This is a genomic window from Streptomyces sp. NPDC093544, from assembly GCF_040683495.1.
Classification (GTDB): domain Bacteria; phylum Actinomycetota; class Actinomycetes; order Streptomycetales; family Streptomycetaceae; genus Streptomyces.
This window is the reverse complement of the sequence record NZ_JBFBEA010000024.1, coordinates 88,698-110,221: the sequence shown is the minus strand read 5'-3', so window position 1 is coordinate 110,221 and position 21,524 is coordinate 88,698. Positions and strand designations below refer to the sequence as shown.

Below are 21,524 nucleotides of genomic sequence, written 5' to 3'. Positions count from 1 at the left end.
TCTACATGCCCATCGCAGCTTCACAGGGGGAACACCACCGATGCGTATCCGTCCCGTCCTCACCCTCGCGACCGCCGCCGCGGCGCTGCTCGTCGCCGCGCCTCAGGGCTCGGCCGCCGTAGCCCAGACCCCGACCGCCACCAAGGTCGCCGCCTGCCCGGAGATGGCCCTCACCCTTGCGGCACACCAGTCCGCGAACGCCACCGTCGTACACATCAGTGTCACCAACCGTTCCCAGCGGACCTGCACCGTCGACCGCATCCCGACCGTCACCTTCGGGGACCTCGACGGCGCGGCCCTGCCGGTGCCCGCCGGGGAGAGCGGGCCGTACCGGATCGGCGCGGGCAAGACCGCGTACGCGGCCGTACGCGCGATCGTCGACCCTGCCGACCCCGAGGCCCGCCGGGTGGACTCGATCACCGTCTCCGCCGACCCCTCGCGGTTCGGCCGTACCTTCACCGCGCCGGAGCTGGGCGCCGGTGACGCGGTCCTGGTGTGGGAGCCGGTGACGACGTGGTGGAAGCCGTCGGTGGCCGCCGCGGACAAGGCACTCGGGCTCAAGTAGGGCACTCGGCAGCGCGCAAGTAGCCATGTGGTCCGGGCGCGGAGGTGGTGCGGGACCCCGCAGAACTCCACGGGGTCCCGCACGATCAAATGCACCAAGTGCCCGATAAGCGAATTAGTCCTATCGTGCAGGTATGGAGCACGCACTGAGTCCCGCGACCCTGACCGAACTGCGCAGGCCCCGGCCCTATCCCGCGGTCTCCGTGCTGACGCCGACCCACCGCCGCGAACCCGACAACGCCCAGGATCCGGTCCGGCTGCGCAATGTGGTGGCCGAGGCCAAGAAGCAGCTGGAGGCGGATCCGTCGGTCACCCGCGAACGGCGGCTGGACCTCGTCGAACAGCTCGACCGGGCCCTCGCGGAGATCGATCTGACGCACGCCGAGGACGGCCTGGCGATCTTCGCTGCGCCCGGCGAACACCAGGTCTGGTCGCTGGCCCGCACCGTTCCGGAGCGTGTGGTGCTCTCGGACACCTTCCTGACCCGCAATCTCGTCGCCGCACAGGCCTCCGAGCGGCCGTTCTGGGTGCTCTCGGTCTCGGCCGACCGCATCGCGCTGTGGAACGGCGGCGTCGACCGTGTCGTCGAGGAGCACTCCGGGGGCTTTCCGCTCACGCGGAGCCTGGAGGACCCGGACGCCGAGCGCCAGGAACGCGTCGGCAACCTGCCCAGCTCCTTCCGTGACGAGCAGACACGGCACTTCCTGCGGGACGCCGACACCGCCGTCAGCGCCGTCCTGCGCAAGCATCCGCGACGGCTGTACGTCACCGGTGAGACCGCCGCTCTCTCCCTCCTAGACGAGATCGGCACCGTCACCAAGGAAGCGGCGCACATCCCGCACGGCGGCCTCGCGCACGGCACGCCCGACGCGGTGTGGCAGGCGGTACGTCCGCTGATCAGCGCCGAGGAGAAGAAGGACGTCGACGCCGTGGCGCAGGAACTCGAATCGGCGCGTAGCCGCAAGGCGTTCGCCGCCGGGGTCGACGAGGTGTGGCAGAGCGCGGGTGAGGGCCGCGTCCAACTGCTCGCCGTCGAGGAGAACTTCCGCGTGACGGTACGTGACGACGGCGGTGACCATCTCGTCCCGGCCGAGAGCGGTGATCTGGACGCCCGCGAGGACATCGTCGACGAGATCGTCGAACAGTGTCTGGAGACCGGCGCCGAGGTACGTTTCGTCCCCGACGGCAGCCTCGGGGACGCGAAAGGGATCGCAGGGGTGCTGCGTTACTGATCTCCCCGGCCGACAATGATCCCCAGTTGCCGGCGGGAAAGGTGCGGAGCGCGTGAGTGAACTACTGGGTGTAGCGGTCCTGGGTGCGGGACACATGGGTGCCGACCACATACGGCGAATCGACCGGGTGGTGAGCGGCGCTCGGGTCGCCGCGGTCGCGGATCCCGATACGGAGCGGGTCAAGGACGCCGTGGCCGGAATCGACGGCGTCTCGGTGCACGCCGACGCGACGGCCGCGCTCGACGCACCCGGCGTACAGGCCGTGTTGATCGCGTCCCCCGGGCCCGCGCACGAGGAGGCGCTGCTCGCGGCCTTCGCGCGCGGCCTGCCGGTGCTGTGCGAGAAGCCGATGGTTCCGGAGTCGGCCGGCGCGCTGCGGGTCGTGGAGGCCGAGGCGCGGCTCGGCCGGCGGCTGACGCAGGTCGGGTTCATGCGCCGGTACGACGCCGAGTACCAGCGTCTCAAGTCGCTGCTGGAGAGTGGGCAGTTGGGCCGTCCGCTGATGCTCCACTGCACGCACCGCAATGTCTCCTCGCCGCCTCATTTCACCACCGCGATGCTGGTCAACAGCTCCGTCTCGCACGAGATCGACGCCGCGCGCTGGCTGCTCGACCAGGAGCTCACGGCCGTGACGGTGCTGCGTCCGCGCCCGACCTCGCACGCCCCGGAGGGTCTTCTCGACCCCCAGCTCGTGCTGTTCGAGACGGCGGAGGGCGCCCTGGTCGACGTGGAGATCTTCGTCAACTCCGGCTTCGGCTACCAGGTGCGGTGCGAGGCGGTCTGTGAGAGCGGGAGCGCGCGGATCGGGGACGGGCACACGATGGTCGTGACGACCGGTGGCGGCGCGTACGAGGAGGTGGCGCAGGACTACCTCGTACGGTTCGCGGACGCCTACGACCGCGAGGTGCAGGCGTGGGTGAACGCCACCCGCGAGGGCCGGGTCACCGGACCCAGCGTCTGGGACGGGTACGCGGCGTCCGCCGTCGCCGAGGCGGGAGTCCTGGCGCAGGAGAGCGGCGGCCGGGTGACCGTCGAACTCGCCCGGCGCCCGGAACTCTATGCGCGCGCCAACCGCTGACGACCCCGCCCGTCTCGATCCGGCCGGTGAACCGGGGCAAGGTCACGCAGCAGCAGGCAAGCAGGTAACTGCGCTGCTCAGGCGTGGGTGTCGGGGACGAGGATCACCTTGCCGGTGACCGTGCCGGACTCCGCCAGCCGCATGGCCTCCGAGGCCTGGCTGACCGGGATGCGGGCCGCGACCTGTGCGGTGATGGAACCATCGGCCAGCAGGGCGAAGACATGCCCGAGGTCAGTGCGCAGTCGGGAGTGGAAGGCGGCCGAACGGCGCTTGCCCGCCCAGATGTTGAAGAAGTGCGTCCGCCGGCCGTTGGGCAGCAGCTTCCAGAGGAACAGCCGCCCGATGAGCTTGAGGATGGGCAGCTTGGAGGACCCGGCGATGTCCCGGGTGGCGGCGCTGCCGTACGAGACGAGCGTGCCGCCCGCGGCCAGCAGGCCGAAGGAGCCGACGATCCCGTCACCGCCGACGTGGTCGAAGACGGCGTCGACGCCGTCCGGTGCCAACTCCCGGACCCTGGCGGGCAGATCGGCGGCGCGGTAGTCGAGTGGCGTCGCACCGAGCGCGCGCACCGCGTCGTGGTGGCGGGGCGAGGCGGTGCCGATCACACGGATGCCCGCGTGGGTGGCCAGCTGCACCAAGGTCGAGCCCACGCCTCCGTTCGCTCCGTGCACCAGCACCGTCTGCCCGGCACGGACCTTGGCTATGCGGTGCAGCATCTGCCAGGCGGTGATGCCGTTGACGACCACCGTCTCGGCGTCGGCGGGGTCCAGTGTGCCGGGAACCTCGACCAGGTCGGTGGCAGGCAGCACGACCTGACTGGCCCAGCCGCCGACCTTCGTCAGCGCGGCGAACCGGCGGCCGATCAGCGAGGCGTCCACTCCCTCGCCGACCCGGACGACGACGCCTACCAGGTCGTAGCCGGGGACGAAGGGAAACGGCGGCTGGTCGTAGTACTTGCCGCGGCGCATCTGCTGTTCGGCGAACGACACCCCGGAGGCCTCCATGGCCAGTACGACCTCACCCGCACCGGGCTGTGCCGCGGGACGGGTGCGGATTTCCAGGCCGGACGGCTCCACGACGCCGGGGAGAACGACTTCGGTCACCACGTCGGCGACGGTCTCGTTGTCCATGAGGTCAGGCTCCTTCATTTCGTAATAGCTTCATGTGTTCGTGATAGGTTCTAATGAAAGCTTGCTCCTCTATATTCCGTAAGTCAAGGACCACCCACAGCAGACGAAGAGGCGATGGCCATGGCCGCAGAGAGCCGGACGAAGCCCGGCCCGCGCGATCGGTTCCGTGCGCAGGTACGGCAGGAAGTCAAGGCAGCGGCACTGCGACAGCTGGCCGAAGGCGGCCCGGAGGCACTGTCGCTCAACGCCATCGCCAAACAGGTGGGCATGACGGGCCCGGCGCTCTACCGCTACTTCACCAACCGGGACAGCCTGCTCACCGAGCTGGTCATCGACGCCTACGGAGACCTGGCGAACACGCTCGCCCGCGCATCTGACAACGCCGCGACGGACGCGGCCGTCCGCCTGACCGCGGTCACACAGGCGTACCGGGCCTGGGCGCTGGCCGAGCCGCACCGCTACCGGCTGCTGTTCCGCGCACCCCTGTCGGGCTACGACGCACAGTCGACGAGCCTGGTCGAGGCATCGCAGCCGGCCATGACCGTCGTACTGGACGTGGTGAGCGCCCTCGCACAGGGGGACACCGCGGTTCCCGAGGGTGCGGCAGCCCAGTTCCAGGAGTGGATGAAGCGCCACGGAATCGAGGACGTCACGGCGGCGATCGCCTCACGCGCCACGATTCTGTGGGCCCGCTTCCACGGCTTGGTGAGCCTGGAGATCGAGGGCAACTTCTCCTCGATGGGCATCGACCCGGCTCCCCTCTACGAGGCCGAGGTACAGGACTTCGTGCGCCAGATTCCGTAACACGGAGGGGCTAGCACAAACGACCCTCGAACAAGAGAATGAGTAGCGTGCAGGCGTAGCCCCGAACGCCACCAAGTCACGTACACCGCCTACGACTTGACCACGCAGGACACGGACCGATCGCGGGCCGGGCAAGCACCCCTCGGGGACAGTGGCATATGCCAGATGCACCACCGTATCGTGTGTTGCCAAATCCCTTACAGCGCGTCGCAGGCTGTGCGAGAGTCGTAACGGTCCTTCCGTCAGCCTTTGGTCGTACCGTCCCCGCATCGGAGTACGTCATGCCCTCCCATCTCTCTGCGGACCGCTCAGCCGCCCAGCCGCCCCAGCGCGGCACGGTCGACGCGCTCATTTCGCAGACGCGGCAGCTGCGCGGCGAGGTGGACGCCGTACGGCGGGAAGCGCCCGCCGACGACGAGGACCCGCAGGGACGCTGGCAGCGTGCGCTGTGCAATCTGGCGCTGCATCAACTCAGTGACCTCGACGAGCACTTGGCCCAGCTACGGGACGGCCCTTCTCCTGCACCCGTCCCACCCACACCCGTCCCCGCCGTCCGAGCCGTGCCGGCCACACCCCGGCGCGGCTCACTGCTCAGCCGGGTCGGCAGCGCCGAGTGGAATCTGCTGACGGACGAGGCCAGTTGGTCGGGGGAGCTCTACGAGATCCTGGGGCGCGACCCGGCCGCTCCCCCGCTCACGCTCGACGAGTTGCCGTCACTGGTGCACGACGAGGACCGGCCGCTGCTGACGGCGATGGTCACGGACTGCCTCATCGACGCCAAGCCCATCGACGGAGAGTTCCGCATTCAGCGCCCCGACGGCGTGGTGCGGACCGTGCACATGATGGGCGAGCCCGTGCTCGACGCCGACGGTGGCACCGTCTCGATGTGGGCCGTGCTGCGCGACGTCAGCGAACTGCGCCACAGCCAGCGGACGGTGAGCGAGACGCGTGACTCGCTGCAGCGCCAGCGGCACATCGCGCAGACCGAGCACCGGCTCGCGGTCGAGCTGCAGGAAGCCGTGCTGCCGCCGTGGCGTGGCTCCCTGCGGTTCCCGCAGCGTGGCCCCGAGACGCTGGACCTAGCCGCCCGTTATCTGCCGTCGTCCAGCAGCGCACTGGTCGGCGGCGACTGGTACGACGCACTCGAACTCCCGGGCGGGGAAACGCTGTTGAGCGTCGGCGATCTCACCGGTCACGGAGTCTCCGTGACCTCGGGCATGGCGATGCTGATCGGCGCCCTGCGCGGAATGGCCATGGCGGGCACCCAGCCGGGTCAACTCATGTCCTGGCTCAACCAGTTACTGGACACCTCCGTCCAACCGGCCCTCGGCAGCGCCGTCTGCTGCCGCTATCGGCCCGAGACCCGCACCCTCACCTGGGCACAGGCAGGACACCCCGCCCCACTGCTGTTCCGCAACGGGACGGGGCGCATGCTGACAGCACCGGACGGCGTGCTGCTCGGGGCGACCTCGGGTGCCACCTACGGACAGGCCGAGGAGACACTCGAGGACGGCGACCTGCTGCTCCTGCACACGGACGGACTGGTGCCCCGGCGATGGGGGTCGCCCAGCTCGAACGAGGCCGAGAACAGCGAAGGAACGGCGGCCGTCCCGAGGCTGCTGGCCCTGGCCCCGCGCTTCGGCGAGGCCCGCACGGCCCAGGACTGTGTGCGGACGGTTGTCGAGGAATTCGGTGAGACCGAGCGCGAGGACGACGCCTGCGTGCTCGTGGCCAGGGTCGGCCCCTGACGAACGACCGTCACGGTGCCGGTCGACCCCTCACCATCGGACCTACGTCCTGCCCGCTGGGCCTACGCCCGCGCGCTGTTGCCACCCTTCGGCTTGAACGTGCCTTTGGGGAGGGCGAGTTCGATCTCCTCACGCAGTTCGTGGATCTTCGGATAGCTGGAGTACTGCCCGGTGAGCCGGTACATCTCGCGCAGCCGGTCCCAGGTGCGGTGGGAGGAGTTGGCCCCCATCGACGTCAGGGCCAGTCGCGCGTACCGGTCGGCCTGTTCGGGGTCGTCTGCGATGAAGCAGGCGGACGCCAGGGAGATGTGGTCGAAGATCTGTGACCTCTCCCGTCCCGACTCACGCAGCTTGAGCGCCTCCTTCGCATGGCGCTGCGCGGTGACGGCCGCGGCCGGCTCGTGTTCGGCGAGGGTGCGGTAGGCAAGGGCCTGCATGCCGTGCATGTCGGCCTCGTCGAACATCTGCATCCAGCTCGGCGGAGGTACGTCGCCACGGTCGGAGACGAACAGGTCCTCCGCCTCGCCGAGAGTGCGCCGCATGGCCTGGCCCTTGCCCATGGAGGCCTGTGCCCAGGCCTCGATGGTGTAGAGCATGGCCCGGGTGCGGGGCAACACCTCGTCGCCGGAACCGGACTTGGCGAGCTTCATCAGGTCGAGTGCGTCGTCTGGTCGGCCCAGATGCACCATCTGGCGAGCCGCTCGTGAGAGCGCCTCCCCGGCACGGGGCCGGTCACCGCCCTCGCGGGCCGCGTGGGCGGCGATGATGAAGTACTTCTGTGCCGTGGGCTCCAGGCCGATGTCGTGCGACATCCAGCCCGCGAGGACGGCGAGGTTGGCGGCGACGCCCCACAGGCGCCGCTGCAGATGGTCGGGGTGTCGGTAGGAGAGCATTCCTCCTACTTCGTTGAGTTGGCCCACCACGGCCTTGCGTTGCAACCCGCCGCCGCGGGCCGCGTCCCAGGCCCGGAACACCTCGACCGAGCGCTCCAGTTCTTCGATCTCCTGCGACCCGATGGGGGCGGCCTCGTAGCGGTCGAACCCAGCGGGGTCGGCGTGCAGGGGATTGTCGAAATCGGGGGCGTCGGCCACGAGGGCCGGATCGGTGTGGAGCCACTCGTGCATGGCAGTACTGAGTGCGGAGCCCGCGGCAAGCGCGGCACCCGCGCCCACCAAGCCGCGTCGGTTGAGCATGAGGTCCATTCCCGTGAATTCGGTGAGGACCGCAGCAGTCCGCTCGGGCGCCCACGGCACTCCGTCGGGATGTTCCACATTCCCGCCGCCCTGCCGTTTCCCCACGCGCCCGTGCCGGACCAGACCGAGGTCCTCGATGGTCACGACACGGCCGAGACGCTCGGTGAACAGGGCTGCCAGCACTCGCGGCACCGGATCGCGCGGGATCTCTCCCGTGTCGATCCACCGCCGCACCCGTGAGGTGTCGGTCGCCAGTTGGGGGTGGCCCATGGCCGCCGCCTGCCGGTTGACCATTCTCGCGAGTTCGCCCTTGGACCAGCCGGCCAGGCCGAACAGGTCCGACAGACGAGTGTTGGGTTGTCCGTTCACGTCAAGCCCCCAGGTTCTCGGCTGAATTGACAGTAACCGTCTGTCAGTTGCTGAGCGACTATTCGCCAGGGTTCGCCAGGGTGCGCCAGATGGTGTGCCACGGGGCATCCGGTGTCAGGTAGGAAAGCGCCACCCCGACCCGGTTGTCTCAGGGACATTCCCCAGGGTGCACTCAGGGCAGCCGGGGCGGGTAGCGCGACATCTTGCAGGCACACGAAGGGATCTGTCTCGCCCATGTACACAGCATCGTCCTCCGTGTCCGCCCCACCCCGGTCGCTGCACCCCCGCCCAGCGGGCAGCGGCCCCTACCTCGACCCCGCGCGTCCGGCGGCGGGCCCCGTGCTCGGTGCCGGCAGGTCGCGGCGCGTTCCGGGGCTCGGTACCCAACCGCTCAGCGGGAGACTCGACTTGTCCGGCCCTCAGGGCGCGCAGCTGCGCACGGCTATCGCGTCGGTGCACCGGATCTGCCCGGAGTTCGCTCCGGTCCAGGTACTGCGCCGCAGCGGACGCTCCGTGCTCCTGGTCGGCACGACCGGGCGCAGCACGGCCGTCGCCAAGTGTTTACTCGACCACTCCCCGGTCTGGGCGGAGCGGATCCGCCATGAAATAGCTGCCTACCGCTCGTTCGTGCGGCACCGGCCGCCGGTCCGGGTGCCCCGGCTGATCGCGGCGGACCCGGACAACTGCACCCTCGTGATCGAGCGGATGCCGGGCCGGGTGGCCGCGCTGCAGCGGCATCCGGTGGAGGCCCCGCCCCGCGCGGACATCCGGGCGGCACTGGGTGCTATCTGCCGGCTGAACGCGTGGCGGCCGCCGGCGGGGACGTTCAACGCCCCGATGGACTACGCGGAGCGGATCTCCCGATTCCATGAGCTGGGTCTGCTCACGGACCGGGACATGGGCGATCTGCAGAAACTGGTGCACGGTATCGCGCACTCGGCGGGCCGCCAGGGCATGGGCCAGTTCTGCCACGGCGACGCTCTCCTGTCGAACATCCTTCTCTCACCGGCCGGTCCAGTGCTGGTGGACTGGGAGCACGCGGGCTGGTATCTGCCGGGGTACGACCTCGCGACGCTGTGGGCGGTCCTCGGTGACGCTCCGGTGGCGCGGCGGCAGATCAGCCAGCTCGCTCAGTCGGCGGGACCGGCGGCGCGCGACGCGTTCCTGGTGAACCTGATGCTCGTACTGACACGGGAGATTCGCACCTACGAGATGGCCGTGCAGCGTTCGATGCACGACGCGACCCCGGCGGCAACGGGACCGGCCCATCCGGGTGCTGCGCCGTCCGGCGAGGAACAGCGGCTGCTGCTGAGGCGGCTGCACGACGACTGCCAGATGGCCCGCCGGGCCGTTCGAGCGGCGGTCGGCACTCGCTGACGGGGATGGTGGTCCGCGGTAGCGCCTTGGACAGGGGCGCACCGCGGACCTTCGTCATGTCGGGGTGTCCCTCAGGTCGGGTTCGGGTCACGCGTCCCCCAACCGGGTTATTGGTCCACGCCACTGACGCTCCGCAGGCGGCCTCGTTGCCGCCACGAAATCTTCTTCACCCCTCCCTGACATGGGAAATCGTCTGCGCCTGGGCATGATTGACGGATCGTCGGAGAGCCTGTACCACTGACGCACGTTCGGCCCCGCACGCCCCACCGCGCTCGACCGTCCCAGGAGGCTGCTTTGCGAGGACTCGCCACCGATCCCAGAACCATCCCCGGACACAGACGCGCGCGCAGGACCGCGGGCACCGTCGCCTCGGCGGCGCTGCTGCTGCCACTGCTCGGCGCGGCCCCTTCCGACAGTACCGCGCAGGCCACCACTGCCCAGCTCCAGAGCGCCTTCGCCGGTGCGGCCGCCGAATACCAGGTGCCGCAGAGCGTGCTTCTGGCCGTCTCCTATCTGCAGTCCCGCTGGGACGCGCACGGCGGAGCGCCGAGCGTCAGCGGCGGCTACGGCCCCATGCACCTCACCGACGCGCGTACGGCGATCGCCGAGGCGCCGCACCACAGCGAGGGCACGGAGGACGCCCGCGGCGACAGCTCGCGCGCGGCCCTGCACCCCGACACGACAGTGCCGGAGAACTCCGAACTCCCCGCCCGCCTCAAGACCTTGACGAAGGCGGCCGAGCTCACCGGCCTCCCGGCGGAGCAGCTGCGTACGGACACGGCCGCGAACGTGGCCGGCGGCGCCGCACTCCTCGCCGCCGCACAGCGGGACCTCGGCGAGCCGCTGACCAACGACGCCGCCGACTGGTACGGGGCGGTGGCACGCTTCTCGGGCGCGGACGACAGCTCGACGGCGGCGACGTACGCCGACGACGTATACGAAGTGATCCGCGGCGGCGAACAGCGCACCACGGACGCCGGTCAGCGGGTTCAGCTGCCGGCTCAGCCCGGACTGAGCCCCGACACCGCGCAGCTCGGGCAAGCCGGGCTGCGTACGGTCTCCGCGGCCAATACGGAGTGCCCGACGACGGTGTCCTGCGAGTGGATCCCGGCGCCGTACGAGGAGTTCGGCGACGGCGACTACGGAAACCACGACCTCGGCGACCGGCCCGCCTCGCAGAGCATCAAGTACATCGTCATCCATGACACGGAGGGCACCTGGGACGGTGTCCTGCAGATGGTCCAGGACCCGACCTATGTGTCGTGGAACTACAGCCTTCGCTCGACCGATGGTCACATCGCCCAGCATGTGAAGGCCAAGGACGTGGCCTGGCACGCGGGCAACTGGTACGTCAACGCCAAGTCGGTCGGCCTGGAGCACGAGGGTTTCCTCGCCTCGCCGGACGCCTGGTACACGGAGGAGATGTACCGGGCCTCGGCCCGGCTGGTGGCCTACCTCGCCAAGAAGTACGACATTCCGCTGGACCGGCAGCACATCCTCGGCCACGACAACGTTCCGGGCACGACGACGTCGACCATCCCCGGCATGCACACCGACCCGGGTCCGTACTGGGACTGGCAGCACTACTTCACGCTGCTCGGCCACCCCTTCCGCAGCACGGCGAAGGCCGGCGGCGGGCTGGTGACCGTACTGCCGGACTTCGCCAAGAACCGGCCCACGTACACGGGCTGTGTCACCGCGGGCTCGCCCTGCGCCGTGCACGGTTCCAGCGAGGTACGCCTCTACAGCGCCGCTGACGAGAACTCGCCCCTGATCAAGGACATCGGTCTGCGACCGGGCGGCGCCGCCTCGACGATCGACGTGAACGACGTCGGCTCGCGGGTCTCCACCGGGCAGCGGTACGCGGTGGCCGACCGCGACGGCGACTGGACGGCGATCTGGTACCTGGGCCAGAAGGCCTGGTTCAAGAACCCGCTCAAGCAGCCCACAGCGGTGAACGCGTCGGGGCTCGTGGTCACGCCCAGGACAGGGCTCTCGGAGATCCCCGTCTACGGGCGCGCCTACCCGGAGAAGGAGGCGTACCCGGCGGGCGTACCTGTCCAGTCGGTCTCGCCCCTGCCGTACAAACTGCTCGCGGGCCAGGAGTACGCGGTCGGTGAGAAGGTGCCGGGCGAGTACTTCTACGCGCCGACGTTCGACACGGCACCACACAAGGTCGTGATCGGCAAGGACATGTACTACGAGATCCAGTTCGGGCATCGGGTGGCGTTCGTGCGCGCCGCGGATGCGCGGGTGGCTTCCTCGGCCTCATGATGACGGGGGCCGGATCCGCTGGACGCACGGACCCGGCCCCCTCGTCCCCAGCCGCACGATCACTCGCGCCGCACTATGCCTTCCAGACATAGCGCCGACCTGCGACCGCCTTGAAAACCACCTCGCCCCCCTCCAGCAGTTCGCTGCGTACGGTGAGTTCACGGGTCCGGAAGGCGGTCAGCGTGATACGCGTGGCCTTTCCCTCCGCCCAGTCGATGTCGAGCGTGGCGCCGCCGCGGGCGCGCAGACCGCGCACCGATCCGTCCGGCCAGGCGGCGGGCAGTGCGGGGAGCACCTCGATGACGTCGTGCTGGCTCTGCAGCAACATCTCGACGACCCCGGACGTCGCGCCGAAGTTACCGTCGATCTGGAACGGCGGATGAGTGTCCCAAAGGTTCGGCAGCGTCGAGGACTTGAGCTGTTCACCGAGCATCTTGTGGGCGTGGTCGCCATCCCGCAGCCGCGCCCAAAAGTTGATCTTCCAGGCCTTGGACCAGCCGGTTCCGCCGTCACCGCGCGCGGTGAGCGAGACCCTCGCGGCGTCCTCCCACTGGCTGCCGGGCTCGATCTGCCGCCCCGGGTGGAGGGCGTAGAGGTGCGAGACATGCCGGTGGTCGTCGGCCGGTTCGTCCAGGTCCGACTTCCACTCCTGGAGCTGCCCCCATGAACCGATCCGCAGCCCCGGATCCAACTGACTGAGTGTTCCGGCCACTTGCTCGCGGAACTCCGGGCTGTCGCCCAGAATCCGAGCGGCCTCCAGCGTGTTGGTGAACAGGTCGTGCACGATCTGCTGCGACATCGCCGCGCCTGCCGTGAAGTCCCCGTGCTCGGGCGAGTAGCTGGGCGTGACGACGAGGGTTCCGTCGCGTGGGTCGACGCGCAGGTTGTCGAGCCAGAACTCGGCGGCTTCCTTCATCGCGGGGTAGGCGGTGGAGCGCAGGTAGTCCGTGGACCCGCCGAACCGGTAGTGCTCGTACAGCTGCCCGGTGAGCCAGGCCGCCGCTTCCGGGAACCAGAAGGAGGTCGCCCAGTTGTGCACACCTGTGAAGCCGAACGGATTCGTCTCGTTGTGCACGACCCAGCCGCGCGAGCCGAACAGCTCCTCGGCCGTACGCCGCCCGGGTGCGCGCAGGGCCTCGACGAATCGGTCGTACGGCGCTGTCGTCTCGGCGAGGTTCGCGGCCTCGGCGAGCCAGTAGTTCATCTGCAGGTTGATGTTGACGTGGTAGTCCGCCGACCAGGGTGGCGCGGTGCTCTGGTTCCACACGCCCTGGAGGTTGGCCGGCAGTGAGCCGGGGCGCGAGGAGGCGATGAGAAGGTAGCGGCCGTACTGGAAGAAGAGACCTTCCAGGGCGCGATCCGTGGCGCTCGCCCCGCCCGTGTAGCCCGCGAGCAGCTGGTCCGTGGGAACGTCGGGGACCTCCGCCCGGATGTCCAGCGCGACCCGGTCGAACAGCTCACGGTGGTCGCGCACATGGCGGGCCCGGAGTGCCGAATAGCCTTTGCCGAAAGCGCTGTTGACCGTCTTGGCCACACTCGCGTGCGGGTCGGTTCCGCGGTAGTCGGGGTAGGAGTCGGCGTAGTCGGTTCCCGCGGCCAGCACGAACCAGACGCTCTTCGCCCCGGTGACGGTCAAGGTGCCGTCGGGGTTGGCGACAAGGCTGCCGCCCTCCTGCCGTACGCGGAGCTGCGCCTCGAACTTCATCCCGTTGTCGACCAGTTCGCCGCGTACGGTGACCCGGTCGCCGCTCGCGGTCGCGGCGAAGTCGGCCCGGGGCGAGGTGTAGCGCAGGGTGACGCTGACGCCGCCGGTGAGGCGACCCGCGATGACGTTGTCGGGATGGGAGACGAAGAACTCCCGGTGGTGACGGGCCTGTTGATCGTCCGTGTACGTGACGGTGGCGACCGCCTCGCGCAGATCGAGGGTGCGACGGTAGGAGTCGGGGGTCTCCGTCGGAGTGCCGGGCAGCTCGAGGTGGAGGTCGCCGAAGGTCTGGTAGGCACCGAATCCGGCCTTGCTCTGACCGAGCTGGGCGGCGACGGCGACGGGGTCGAGCTTGGTCTCGGCGTCGATCTGCTCCTGTACGGCGGTGATCGCGCCGGGACGGGGCGTGCGCCAGTTGCCGAAGTCGTAGCCCTGTCGCGAGCCGGGGCCGCCGGTCCACAGGGTCTTCTCGTTGAACTGGAGCCGCTCGGTGGCGAGGGTGCCGAACACCATGGCACCGAGCGCGCCGCCGCCGAGAGGCAGGGCCTCGCGCTCCCAGTCCGCTGCGGGGGCCGCGTACCAGAGGGCTAAGCCGACAGGGACCTCGGAGACATCGGAGGAATCTGCAGCGTCGGCGGACTGGGCGAGGACTCCCCCACTCAGCGCCAGACCCCCCGCGCCGCCGAGTGCGGATTTGAGCGTGCTTCTTCGGGATATCTCATGCGACATGCCATCGGACGGTAATGGTCCGATGTCTGACCGACAAGGGTCATGACAACCCGTACAGATCCACGAACGCCGACGGCCCGGAAGAGGCCGCTTTGGGACGGTTCAGCCCTGCTGGAACAGCTCCGCCGGCAGCGGCTTGAGCAGTGCGTACAGATCGTCGGTGATGGGGCGGTCCCAGGCGGCGATGGTGACCAGCACCTTGTCGCTGCGGTCGAACTGCACGCACGAGATGCGGGTCTCGGAGAGCTTGAGACGGCGCACGATCAGAAGGTTGTCCCCCTGCATCACCGGCATGTCCTCCGTGCCGACGACGGTGACCTCCTCGTCGTTCTCCAGCGCGAGCAACAGCTGGGCCACCTCGAAGGGGACCTCGTCCTCGGCAACGTCACGAGCCGGCGAGCCCTCCGGCAGATTGCCGATGATCATCGCCGGGCCGCGGCCGCCGAACAGGTCGTAGCGCAGGAAGACGCCCTGGCAGCTGCCGTCGGGAGCGGGCAGCAGGCCCGCGCCGAGATTGCCCGGCCAGTCGCCCGGGTCCATGGCCAGAACATCGAAGTCGGGCCCGGCGGGTGTGGCGCTGCGGCGGCGGAGGAAGGACATGCCGCAATGGTACGTGCACGGGCGTGAACCGAGCCCCGGGGGCGCCCTTGCGAGCGGCCACGCGGACGGCTGTTCCCAGGCCCTAGCGAGCCGTCCGCTCCCCCAGCGCGGCACCGAGTCCCGTACGCTCCGTGCCCACCTTCCGGTAGACCGCCGACAGCAGCCGTACGACGGTCGGCTCGTCGGTGTGCAGTTCCGCGGCGACCTCGGCCGGAGTGCGGCCCCGCACCGTCAGCGCGGCGGCGGTGCGCTCACGGGAGGTGAGCGTCTCCGTCTCGGTGCTGTGCGGTCGGCGCGGCCCGAGACCGGCGGCGGCCAGCTCGTCACGGGCCTCCTGGACCCGCCCGTCGGCGCCGCACTGGACGGCCGCGTCGAGCCCCCGGTAGAGGTGTTCGGCGGCTTCCACGGGGCGTCCGGCGCGGCGCAGTTCGGTGCCGAGCGCGATCAGGGCGCAGCCGAGTTCGTGAGCGGCCGGGGAGCGCTCCAGGTGGCTCACGGACTCTTCGAGGAGTTTGACGCGGGTCGCGCCGGAGGAGACCTCGGCGGCGACACGGAGTGCTTGTCCGACCGCCGAGGGGGCGCCGAACTGGCGGGCGCGGTTCACCGCTTCGAGAGCCGTGGTGACGGCGCGTTCCGGAGCGTCGTGGCTCTCGGCGCGGGCGAGGTGAAGCTGCCAGGGGCACCAGGCGGGGTTGCGCATTCCGCGCGGGTCGAGGCGGCGCCCGGCAGCCGCCAGTTCGGCTGCGGCGTCCTTGGTGAAGCCGCGGGCGAGCAGCAGCTCACCGTGCACGGTCTGGACGTCGGGGAAGGTCACGGCGGCCGGGAAGGGCGCGCCGAAGGCGTGGTCCTCGCCGGTCTGCGCGGCCTCGGTGATCCGGCCGCGGGCGAGCAGGATCTCGATGAGGACGCCGACGGCGTACCAGTGCACGGGGGTGCCGGGCCCGACGCGCTCGGCGAGCCTGAGTCCCGCCCGCGCGAAGTCCTCGGCCTCGGTGAGCCGGCCGCGGCGGTAGCGGACGTACGCGAGGAGGGTGTAGCCGAAGGAGAGGTGGGCGCCGTGCCAGCCCTGGGATTCGAAGTCGGCGATCCCGGTGGCGAACAGTTCCTCGGTGCGCCCCGGCCGGTCCGCGAACATGAAGGTGAGGGCGACCAGGACGGGCACCTCGAACCCGCGGTCTGCCTCGGCCCAGCCGAGCCCTCCGGCGAGGGCGCGTTCGGCGTGGTGGAGGGCGACGGGGGCGGGTTCGCCGCGCAGGGTGGCGTCCCAGGCGCGCAGGCCGATGACATAGCGCTCGGTGAGATCGCGGCCGGTCAGCCGGTCGGCGAGGCGGGCCAGGCGCCGGGAGCGGGCAGGTGAGTCGGGTTCGTCGGCGCGGAAGGCGTCCCACATGAACTGCTCGGACTGCAGGCGCAGCCGCACCCGGGCGTCGCCGGTCACGGGGATCTCGCGAGCGAGCGTCTCGGACGCCTCGGTGAGGCGGTCGCTGTGGGCCAGGACCTGGGAGAGGCGGTAGACGATGTTGTGGCGCAACTCCGGGTCGTGGATGGGTTCTTCGAGTGCGGCGCGCAGGTGGTTGACCGTGGTCGCCGGTTCGGTGAGCAGGGAGGCGCAGCCCAGTTCGTACAGCACGGCGGCGCGGTCCTCGAAGGGCGGCGGTTCGCGCAGGGCGCGGGCGAGGTAGCGGCGGGCGGCGTCGGGGGCGCCCGCGCGGAGGTTCTCGCGGGCGGCGGCGCGCAGTTGCTGAACGACCCAGTTGTCGCCGTCGGGGTGGCTCTCCATGAGGTGCCGTGCGGCGGCCGACGCGCCGAGCCCCTCGTCGACGACGCACCAGGCGGCCTGTCCGTGCAGGGCCACCCGGACGCCGCCGGGGATCGCGCGGTAGACGGCGGTGGCGATGAGCGGGTGCACGAACTCCAGGGTGTCGGCGCCGGTGAGGATGCGGGCGCCGCGCAGGGCGTCGGCCGCGTCGGCGGCCTCCTCGGAGCCGAGGCCCGCTACGGCGGCGGCGAGCGTCGGATGGATCTCGGTGCCAAGGACCGCGCAGGCCCAGGCGAACCGCACGGTCGAGGTGCCGAGCCGCTCCAGGCGGGCGACCAGGCCACTGCCCTTGACGGCAGCCGCCAGGTCGCGCAGCAGATGCGCGCCGGCCTCGGTCGGGGCCAGTCCGCGGTCGCGTACCTTCGCGGTCAGTTCGACCGCCTCGAACGGATTGCCCGCGGTGACCGCCCAGCATTCGCGGCAGAACGCTTCGTCGGCCTGGGCGCCGAGATCCTCCCGTACGAGATGGGCGACGGCCGCGGCGCTGAGCGGTTCGAGGCCGAGGGGCCGCTGGCCCGCGCGCCCGGGCAGTCCCCGGAACGCCTCGGCGTGGTCGGGGAGTTCCTCGGGCCGGTAGGCGACGACCAGAAGCAGCGGCAGTTCCTCCGCGCGCGGCGCGAACGCGGCGAGCCAGCTCAGTGATTCGGGGTCGGCCCAGTGCGCGTCGTCGAGGACGAGCACCATCGGAGCGCGCTGCACGGCGAGATGGGTCAGCACCCAGTCGAGTCCGTCACGCAGGCCTTGCTGGTCGGGTGGGGCGCCCTCGGCCGGTGCGCACAGTCCGAGTGCCGGGCCGACGATCGCGTACCAACTCCCCAGCGAGGCCCGGATCTCGGACTCCGCGGCCCCGGCGAGCTGCGGTTGCAGAAGCTGGCGGGCGACGTGGAAGGCGACGCGCTGCTCCTGGTCACCGCCACGGGCGGACAGCACGGTGCAGCCTTTGGCCGCGGCGCGGCGACGGACCTCGGCGAGGAGCGTCGTCTTGCCCAGTCCTGCGCGTGCCGCGAAGGCGAGGAGCGTGCCACGGGGACACCCCGGCGGTTCGGTGCCGTCCCCGCGCGGTCCGGTGAGTTCGCTCAACGCCTCGTCGGCCGCGGCGAGTTCACTCTCACGTTCGAAAAGCGTCCTTCTGTTCCGTGCGTTGCGCTGCCCCATGGCGTACCCCCTGCCACGGTGGCGCAGCCGGCGCGGGGAGCAGGTGCGGACCGTGGCCTACAGGCAACTCAGCGTACGCGGGGAGCGGTCCGGAGCGCTCCTGTTCGACCGCAACCGAGTGCACTCCCGCGCTCGGCGGCGCTTACAGCGGCGCGTACAGCGGCCATCCCCCCTCCTGTCCTCGAGAAGAAGGGAGGATCACCTCCGCAGGAGTACCGGCTCAGGTCAGATCGAACTCGCCCTCCCGGGCGCCCGACACGAACGCGCCCCACTCGGCCGGCGTGAAGACCAGGGAAGGGCTCTCAGGTCGGCCGCTGTTGCGCATCGCGATGAAGCCCTCGACAAAAGCGATCTGGACGTCTCCCCGCCCTCGGCTGCTGGAATGCCACTCGGCCCTGCTGAGGTCCAGCTCCGGCTTGTCCCAGCCTGCGAGCGGGTGCTGCTCAATGGTGCTTTCGGCCACGTCCGTGCTCCTCCCGGTTCGTCGTCCGCGGCCAGCCTAGCGATCGGTTCGGGCGGCGGACAGGCCACGTGAGGGGGACGGTTTCAGGAGGCGGGCGGCGCGGCCCCGACCAGCCACATCGAGAAGAACTGGGATCCGCCGCCGTAGGCGTGCCCCAGCACCCTGCGCGCCCCGTCGACCTGGTGATCTCCCGCCTGCCCGCGTACCTGAAGTGCCGCCTCCGCGAAGCGGATCATGCCCGAGGCGCCGATCGGATTGGTGGAGAGCACCCCGCCCGACATGTTGACGGGCAGGTCCCCGTCAAGCTCCGTCACCCCGGCTTCGGTGAGCTTCCAGCCCTCACCCTCCGCGGCGAAACCGAGGTTCTCCAGCCACATCGGCTCGTACCAGGAGAACGGTACGTACATCTCGACGGCGTCGATCTCACGGCGCGGGTCGGCGATGCCGGCCTGCCGGTACACGTCCGCCGCGCAGTCCTTGCCCGCCTGCGGCGACACAAAGTCCTTGCCCGCGAAGAGGGTTGGCTCGCTGCGCATCGCGCCGCCGTGCAGCCACGCGGGCGGCCTCGGCGAACGGGCCGCCCCGGCACGGCCGGTGAGGACCATCGCGCACGCCCCGTCCGAGGACGGGCAGGTCTCCGAGTACCGGATCGGGTCCCACAGCATGGGCGAGGCCTGGACCTTCTCCAGCGTGATGTCGTGCTCGTGGAGATGCGCGTACGGATTCTTCAGCGCGTTGCGGCGGTCCTTGTACGCGACCAGCGAGCCGACCGTGTCGGGCGCGCCTGTGCGCCGCATGTACGCGCGTATGTGCGGCGCGAAGAAGCCGCCCGCCCCGGCGAGCAGCGGTTGGGTGAAGGGGATCGGCAGCGACAGGCCCCACATGGCGTTCGACTCGGACTGCTTCTCGTAAGCCAGGGTCAGCACGGTGCCGTGGACGCGCCCCGCGATCAGGTTGGTGGCGACGAGTGCCGTCGATCCGCCCACGGAGCCCGCCGTGTGCACCCGGAGCATGGGTTTGCCGACTGCGCCCAGCGCGTCGGCGAGATACAGCTCCGGCATCATGACGCCTTCGAAGAAGTCGGGCGCCTTGCCGATGACGACCGCGTCGATGTCGGCCCATGTCAACTCGGCGTCTTGGAGGGCTCGTTGGGCTGCCTCGCGGACCATTCCCGCGATCGACACATCCCGTCGGGCGGCCACATGCTTGGTCTGGCCGATGCCTACGACGGCCACGGGCTCCTTGCTCATCGGGCATCCCCTTCCAGTACGGCGACCAGGTTCTGCTGGAGGCACGGGCCCGAGGTGGCGTGGGCCAGCGCCCGGTCGGACTCGCGGCGGTGGATGCGGGCGGCGGCCTCGCCGATGCGGATGAGCCCCGTCGCCATCACCGGGTTGGCGGCGAGCGCGCCTCCGGAGGGGTTGACGTGCACGTCGTCGCCGAGGCGCAGCGCCTTGCGCAGGACGACCTCCTGAGAGGTGAAGGGCGCGTGCAACTCGGCGGTGTCCACGGGCCGTTCGAAGGCGCCGGCCCGCTCGGCGGCCAGGCGCGTGGACGGCGAGTCCGTCAGGTCGCGCACACCGAGGCTGTGCGCCTCGATGCGGTGGTCGATGCCCCGGATCCAGGCGGGCCGCGCGCACAGTTCCCTGGCCCGCTCCCCCGCCGCGAGGATCACGGCGGCGACTCCGTCGCCGATGGGCGGGCAGTCGCCGGTGCGCAGCGGACGTACGACATAGTCCCCCTGAGCCACCGAACCCCTCAGCTGGGCATGGGAGTTGGTGGCTGCCGACGCGCGGCTGCGGGAGGCGACTGTGGCGAGCGCGCCTTCGTCGGTCTCGCCCGCGTCGATGAGCGCCTGCGCCTGCAGCGCCGCGAGTGCGACCGAGTCCGGCCACAGCGGTGCCACGTAGTACGGGTCAAGCTGCCGGGTCAGGACGTCCCGTACGGAGCCGGGTGACGACTTGCCGTACGCGTACACGAGCGCGGTGTCGGCGTCGCCGGTCAGCAGCTTCGTCCACGCCTCGTACAGCGCCCACGCGCCGTCCATCTCCACATGCGACTCGGAGATCGGCGGCCAGGCGCCCACCCCGTCGAGCGCCATCGTGAACGAGAAGGCGCGCCCGGCGAGATAGTCCGTGGAGCCGGAGCAGGTGAACCCGATGTCGCTGGTCTTCAGCCCCGTCTGATCGAGGACGTCGTGCAGGACCGGGATGAGCATCTCCACCTCGGAGTGCTCGTCGCTGGTGCGCCGGTGGTCGGTCTGCGCGAAGGCGACCACGGCAATCTCACGCGTCACAGCAGCTCCTTGTACATGTCGTAGTCCGCGTCCGGTTCGCCGTTGGGCCGGTAGTGGTCTGGGTAGCTGCCGCCTGCCGTCCACACCGGCTCGACCCGCAGGCCCATGCGCACCTGGTCGTACGGGATGCCGCCGATGCGGCCGTGCAGGGCGAGGTCGGCGCCGTCGAGGGCGATGTGCGCGTAGACGTAGGGCACTTCGATGTCGAGGTTCTTCGCCTTGATGTTGACGATGCAGTACGTCGTGACGGTGCCGCCCGGGCCTACTTCCACCCGCTCGGATGTGGCCACGCCACATGTGGGGCACGCACCCCTGGGCGGGACGTACACCTTGCGGCAGGACGGACAGCGCTCGCCGACGGTCCGCTGCTCGGCGAGGGCGTTGATGTAGGCCGACTGGGCGCGGCCGGGCGAGTAGACGTAGTCGAGGCGGGCGGGGGCAACGATGCCGGTCACCATGTCCTCGAAGCGGCCATCGTGCCCGTGCCCGGGCCCGGCCGACTGCCACGGGTCGCCGTCGTACGGCTCGAAGCAGGCGATGTCCGTGATGGCGCCGGAGCGCTCGTCGGCCCAGCGGACACGGACGCGCATTCCCGTGTGTACGGCGTCAGGGCCGGGAGTGTCGAGCGCGTGCAGGAGGCCGGTGTCGGCGCCGTCGAGCCGCACCAGGACCCAGGCGAAGGGGGTGTCGAGGGGCTGGCCGCGGCGGGGTTCGTGGTTCCAGGCCCAGGTGGTGACCGTGCCGGTGGGGGCGACCTCGACGAGGTCGCGTATCTCCTCGGCGGTGACGGGGTCGTACTCGACGGGCGGAACGAGGGTGCGGCCGTCGCCGGTCCGCACGCCGAGCACGACGCGCTCACGCAGGCCGGTGAGGAACGCGCTCTGGACGGGGCCGAGCGAGCGGGTGAAGGGGAACTCGACGACGAGGGGGGCTTTGAGGACTTCGGGCATCCCGGATGTCTCCTTCGGGGTCAGGCGCGTGACTCCTT

16 protein-coding genes are annotated in these 21,524 nt (G+C 70.5%); 7 read left to right on the top strand and 9 right to left on the bottom strand.

Annotation, left to right across the window (positions count from 1 at the left end):
* The first annotated feature begins 40 nt into the window (after positions 1 to 40).
* The 3 genes from AB0N66_RS32005 to AB0N66_RS31995 all read left to right on the top strand — a co-directional run bounded on the left by AB0N66_RS32005 (position 41) and on the right by AB0N66_RS31995 (position 2,874).
* Positions 41 to 565: a DUF4232 domain-containing protein gene (locus AB0N66_RS32005; RefSeq protein ID WP_365441584.1), complete on the top strand. Its 525-nt coding sequence runs from the start codon at positions 41 to 43 to the stop codon at positions 563 to 565.
* Between the two features lie 133 nt (positions 566 to 698).
* On the top strand, positions 699 to 1,796 hold the full coding sequence (locus AB0N66_RS32000) for a chemotaxis protein (protein WP_365441582.1): 1,098 nt from the start codon (positions 699 to 701) through the stop codon (positions 1,794 to 1,796).
* A 52-nt stretch (positions 1,797 to 1,848) separates the two neighbouring features.
* Positions 1,849 to 2,874, top strand: a complete 1,026-nt coding sequence (locus AB0N66_RS31995; protein ID WP_365441580.1) for a Gfo/Idh/MocA family oxidoreductase — start codon at positions 1,849 to 1,851, stop codon at positions 2,872 to 2,874.
* Positions 2,875 to 2,951: 77 nt separating this feature from the next.
* On the opposite strand, the gene AB0N66_RS31990 is transcribed toward AB0N66_RS31995, so the two are convergent.
* Positions 2,952 to 4,004, bottom strand: coding sequence for a medium chain dehydrogenase/reductase family protein (locus tag AB0N66_RS31990; protein WP_365441579.1), 1,053 nt, complete (start codon positions 4,002 to 4,004; stop codon positions 2,952 to 2,954).
* Positions 4,005 to 4,124: 120 nt separating this feature from the next.
* Here AB0N66_RS31990 and AB0N66_RS31985 point away from each other — a divergent pair, with 120 nt between their 5' ends.
* Together AB0N66_RS31985 and AB0N66_RS31980 are read left to right on the top strand one after the other, a co-directional pair.
* A complete protein-coding gene (locus AB0N66_RS31985) occupies positions 4,125 to 4,808 on the top strand; it encodes a TetR/AcrR family transcriptional regulator (protein ID WP_365441577.1) in 684 nt (227 codons plus the stop codon).
* A 281-nt stretch (positions 4,809 to 5,089) separates the two neighbouring features.
* The gene (locus AB0N66_RS31980; protein ID WP_365441575.1) at positions 5,090 to 6,556 is read left to right on the top strand and encodes a SpoIIE family protein phosphatase; all 1,467 of its coding nucleotides are present in this window, start codon (positions 5,090 to 5,092) and stop codon (positions 6,554 to 6,556) included.
* Between the two features lie 62 nt (positions 6,557 to 6,618).
* On the opposite strand, the gene AB0N66_RS31975 is transcribed toward AB0N66_RS31980, so the two are convergent.
* A complete protein-coding gene (locus AB0N66_RS31975) occupies positions 6,619 to 8,118 on the bottom strand; it encodes a hypothetical protein (protein WP_365441573.1) in 1,500 nt (499 codons plus the stop codon).
* 234 nt (positions 8,119 to 8,352) lie between these two features.
* On the opposite strand from AB0N66_RS31975, the gene AB0N66_RS31970 reads away from it, so the two are divergent.
* The gene (locus AB0N66_RS31970) at positions 8,353 to 9,495 is read left to right on the top strand and encodes an aminoglycoside phosphotransferase family protein (protein ID WP_365441571.1); all 1,143 of its coding nucleotides are present in this window, start codon (positions 8,353 to 8,355) and stop codon (positions 9,493 to 9,495) included.
* Positions 9,496 to 9,789: 294 nt separating this feature from the next.
* Positions 9,790 to 11,769 (top strand): peptidoglycan recognition family protein, encoded by a 1,980-nt coding sequence (locus AB0N66_RS31965; protein WP_365441569.1) that lies wholly within the window; start codon positions 9,790 to 9,792, stop codon positions 11,767 to 11,769.
* 73 nt (positions 11,770 to 11,842) lie between these two features.
* On the opposite strand, the gene AB0N66_RS31960 is transcribed toward AB0N66_RS31965, so the two are convergent.
* The 7 genes from AB0N66_RS31960 to AB0N66_RS31930 form a co-directional block, all read right to left on the bottom strand.
* Complete coding sequence (locus AB0N66_RS31960) at positions 11,843 to 14,203, bottom strand: glycoside hydrolase family 95 protein (RefSeq protein WP_365441567.1); 2,361 nt, start codon at positions 14,201 to 14,203, stop codon at positions 11,843 to 11,845.
* A 102-nt stretch (positions 14,204 to 14,305) separates the two neighbouring features.
* On the bottom strand, positions 14,306 to 14,803 hold the full coding sequence (locus AB0N66_RS31955; RefSeq protein WP_365441565.1) for a hypothetical protein: 498 nt from the start codon (positions 14,801 to 14,803) through the stop codon (positions 14,306 to 14,308).
* Between the two features lie 82 nt (positions 14,804 to 14,885).
* A complete protein-coding gene (locus tag AB0N66_RS31950) occupies positions 14,886 to 17,777 on the bottom strand; it encodes an AAA family ATPase (protein ID WP_365441563.1) in 2,892 nt (963 codons plus the stop codon).
* A 220-nt stretch (positions 17,778 to 17,997) separates the two neighbouring features.
* A complete protein-coding gene (locus tag AB0N66_RS31945; protein ID WP_365441561.1) occupies positions 17,998 to 18,240 on the bottom strand; it encodes a DUF397 domain-containing protein in 243 nt (80 codons plus the stop codon).
* Between the two features lie 83 nt (positions 18,241 to 18,323).
* Positions 18,324 to 19,490 carry a thiolase domain-containing protein gene (locus AB0N66_RS31940; protein WP_365441559.1) on the bottom strand — a complete coding sequence of 389 codons (1,167 nt, stop codon included), beginning with the start codon at positions 19,488 to 19,490 and terminating at the stop codon, positions 18,324 to 18,326.
* Complete coding sequence (locus AB0N66_RS31935; RefSeq protein WP_365441557.1) at positions 19,487 to 20,536, bottom strand: thiolase domain-containing protein; 1,050 nt, start codon at positions 20,534 to 20,536, stop codon at positions 19,487 to 19,489. The genes AB0N66_RS31940 and AB0N66_RS31935 overlap by 4 nt, the downstream gene beginning before the upstream one ends.
* On the bottom strand, positions 20,533 to 21,486 hold the full coding sequence (locus AB0N66_RS31930) for an OB-fold domain-containing protein (RefSeq protein ID WP_365441555.1): 954 nt from the start codon (positions 21,484 to 21,486) through the stop codon (positions 20,533 to 20,535). Before AB0N66_RS31930 ends, AB0N66_RS31935 begins: the two co-directional genes overlap by 4 nt.
* Positions 21,487 to 21,524 lie beyond the last annotated feature (38 nt).

What these genes read in the sequence shown, in the direction of transcription:
- AB0N66_RS32005 (WP_365441584.1), top strand. Translation starts at nt 41, where the DNA reads ATGCGTATCCGTCCCGTCCTCACCCTCGCGACCGCCGCCGCGGCGCTG.
- AB0N66_RS32000 (WP_365441582.1), top strand. Translation starts at nt 699, where the DNA reads ATGGAGCACGCACTGAGTCCCGCGACCCTGACCGAACTGCGCAGGCCC.
- AB0N66_RS31990 (WP_365441579.1), bottom strand. Translation starts at nt 4,004, where the DNA reads ATGGACAACGAGACCGTCGCCGACGTGGTGACCGAAGTCGTTCTCCCC.
- AB0N66_RS31985 (WP_365441577.1), top strand. Translation starts at nt 4,125, where the DNA reads ATGGCCGCAGAGAGCCGGACGAAGCCCGGCCCGCGCGATCGGTTCCGT.
- AB0N66_RS31980 (WP_365441575.1), top strand. Translation starts at nt 5,090, where the DNA reads ATGCCCTCCCATCTCTCTGCGGACCGCTCAGCCGCCCAGCCGCCCCAG.
- AB0N66_RS31970 (WP_365441571.1), top strand. Translation starts at nt 8,353, where the DNA reads ATGTACACAGCATCGTCCTCCGTGTCCGCCCCACCCCGGTCGCTGCAC.
- AB0N66_RS31960 (WP_365441567.1), bottom strand. Translation starts at nt 14,203, where the DNA reads ATGTCGCATGAGATATCCCGAAGAAGCACGCTCAAATCCGCACTCGGC.
- AB0N66_RS31955 (WP_365441565.1), bottom strand. Translation starts at nt 14,803, where the DNA reads ATGTCCTTCCTCCGCCGCCGCAGCGCCACACCCGCCGGGCCCGACTTC.
- AB0N66_RS31950 (WP_365441563.1), bottom strand. Translation starts at nt 17,777, where the DNA reads ATGGGGCAGCGCAACGCACGGAACAGAAGGACGCTTTTCGAACGTGAG.
- AB0N66_RS31940 (WP_365441559.1), bottom strand. Translation starts at nt 19,490, where the DNA reads ATGAGCAAGGAGCCCGTGGCCGTCGTAGGCATCGGCCAGACCAAGCAT.
- AB0N66_RS31930 (WP_365441555.1), bottom strand. Translation starts at nt 21,486, where the DNA reads ATGCCCGAAGTCCTCAAAGCCCCCCTCGTCGTCGAGTTCCCCTTCACC.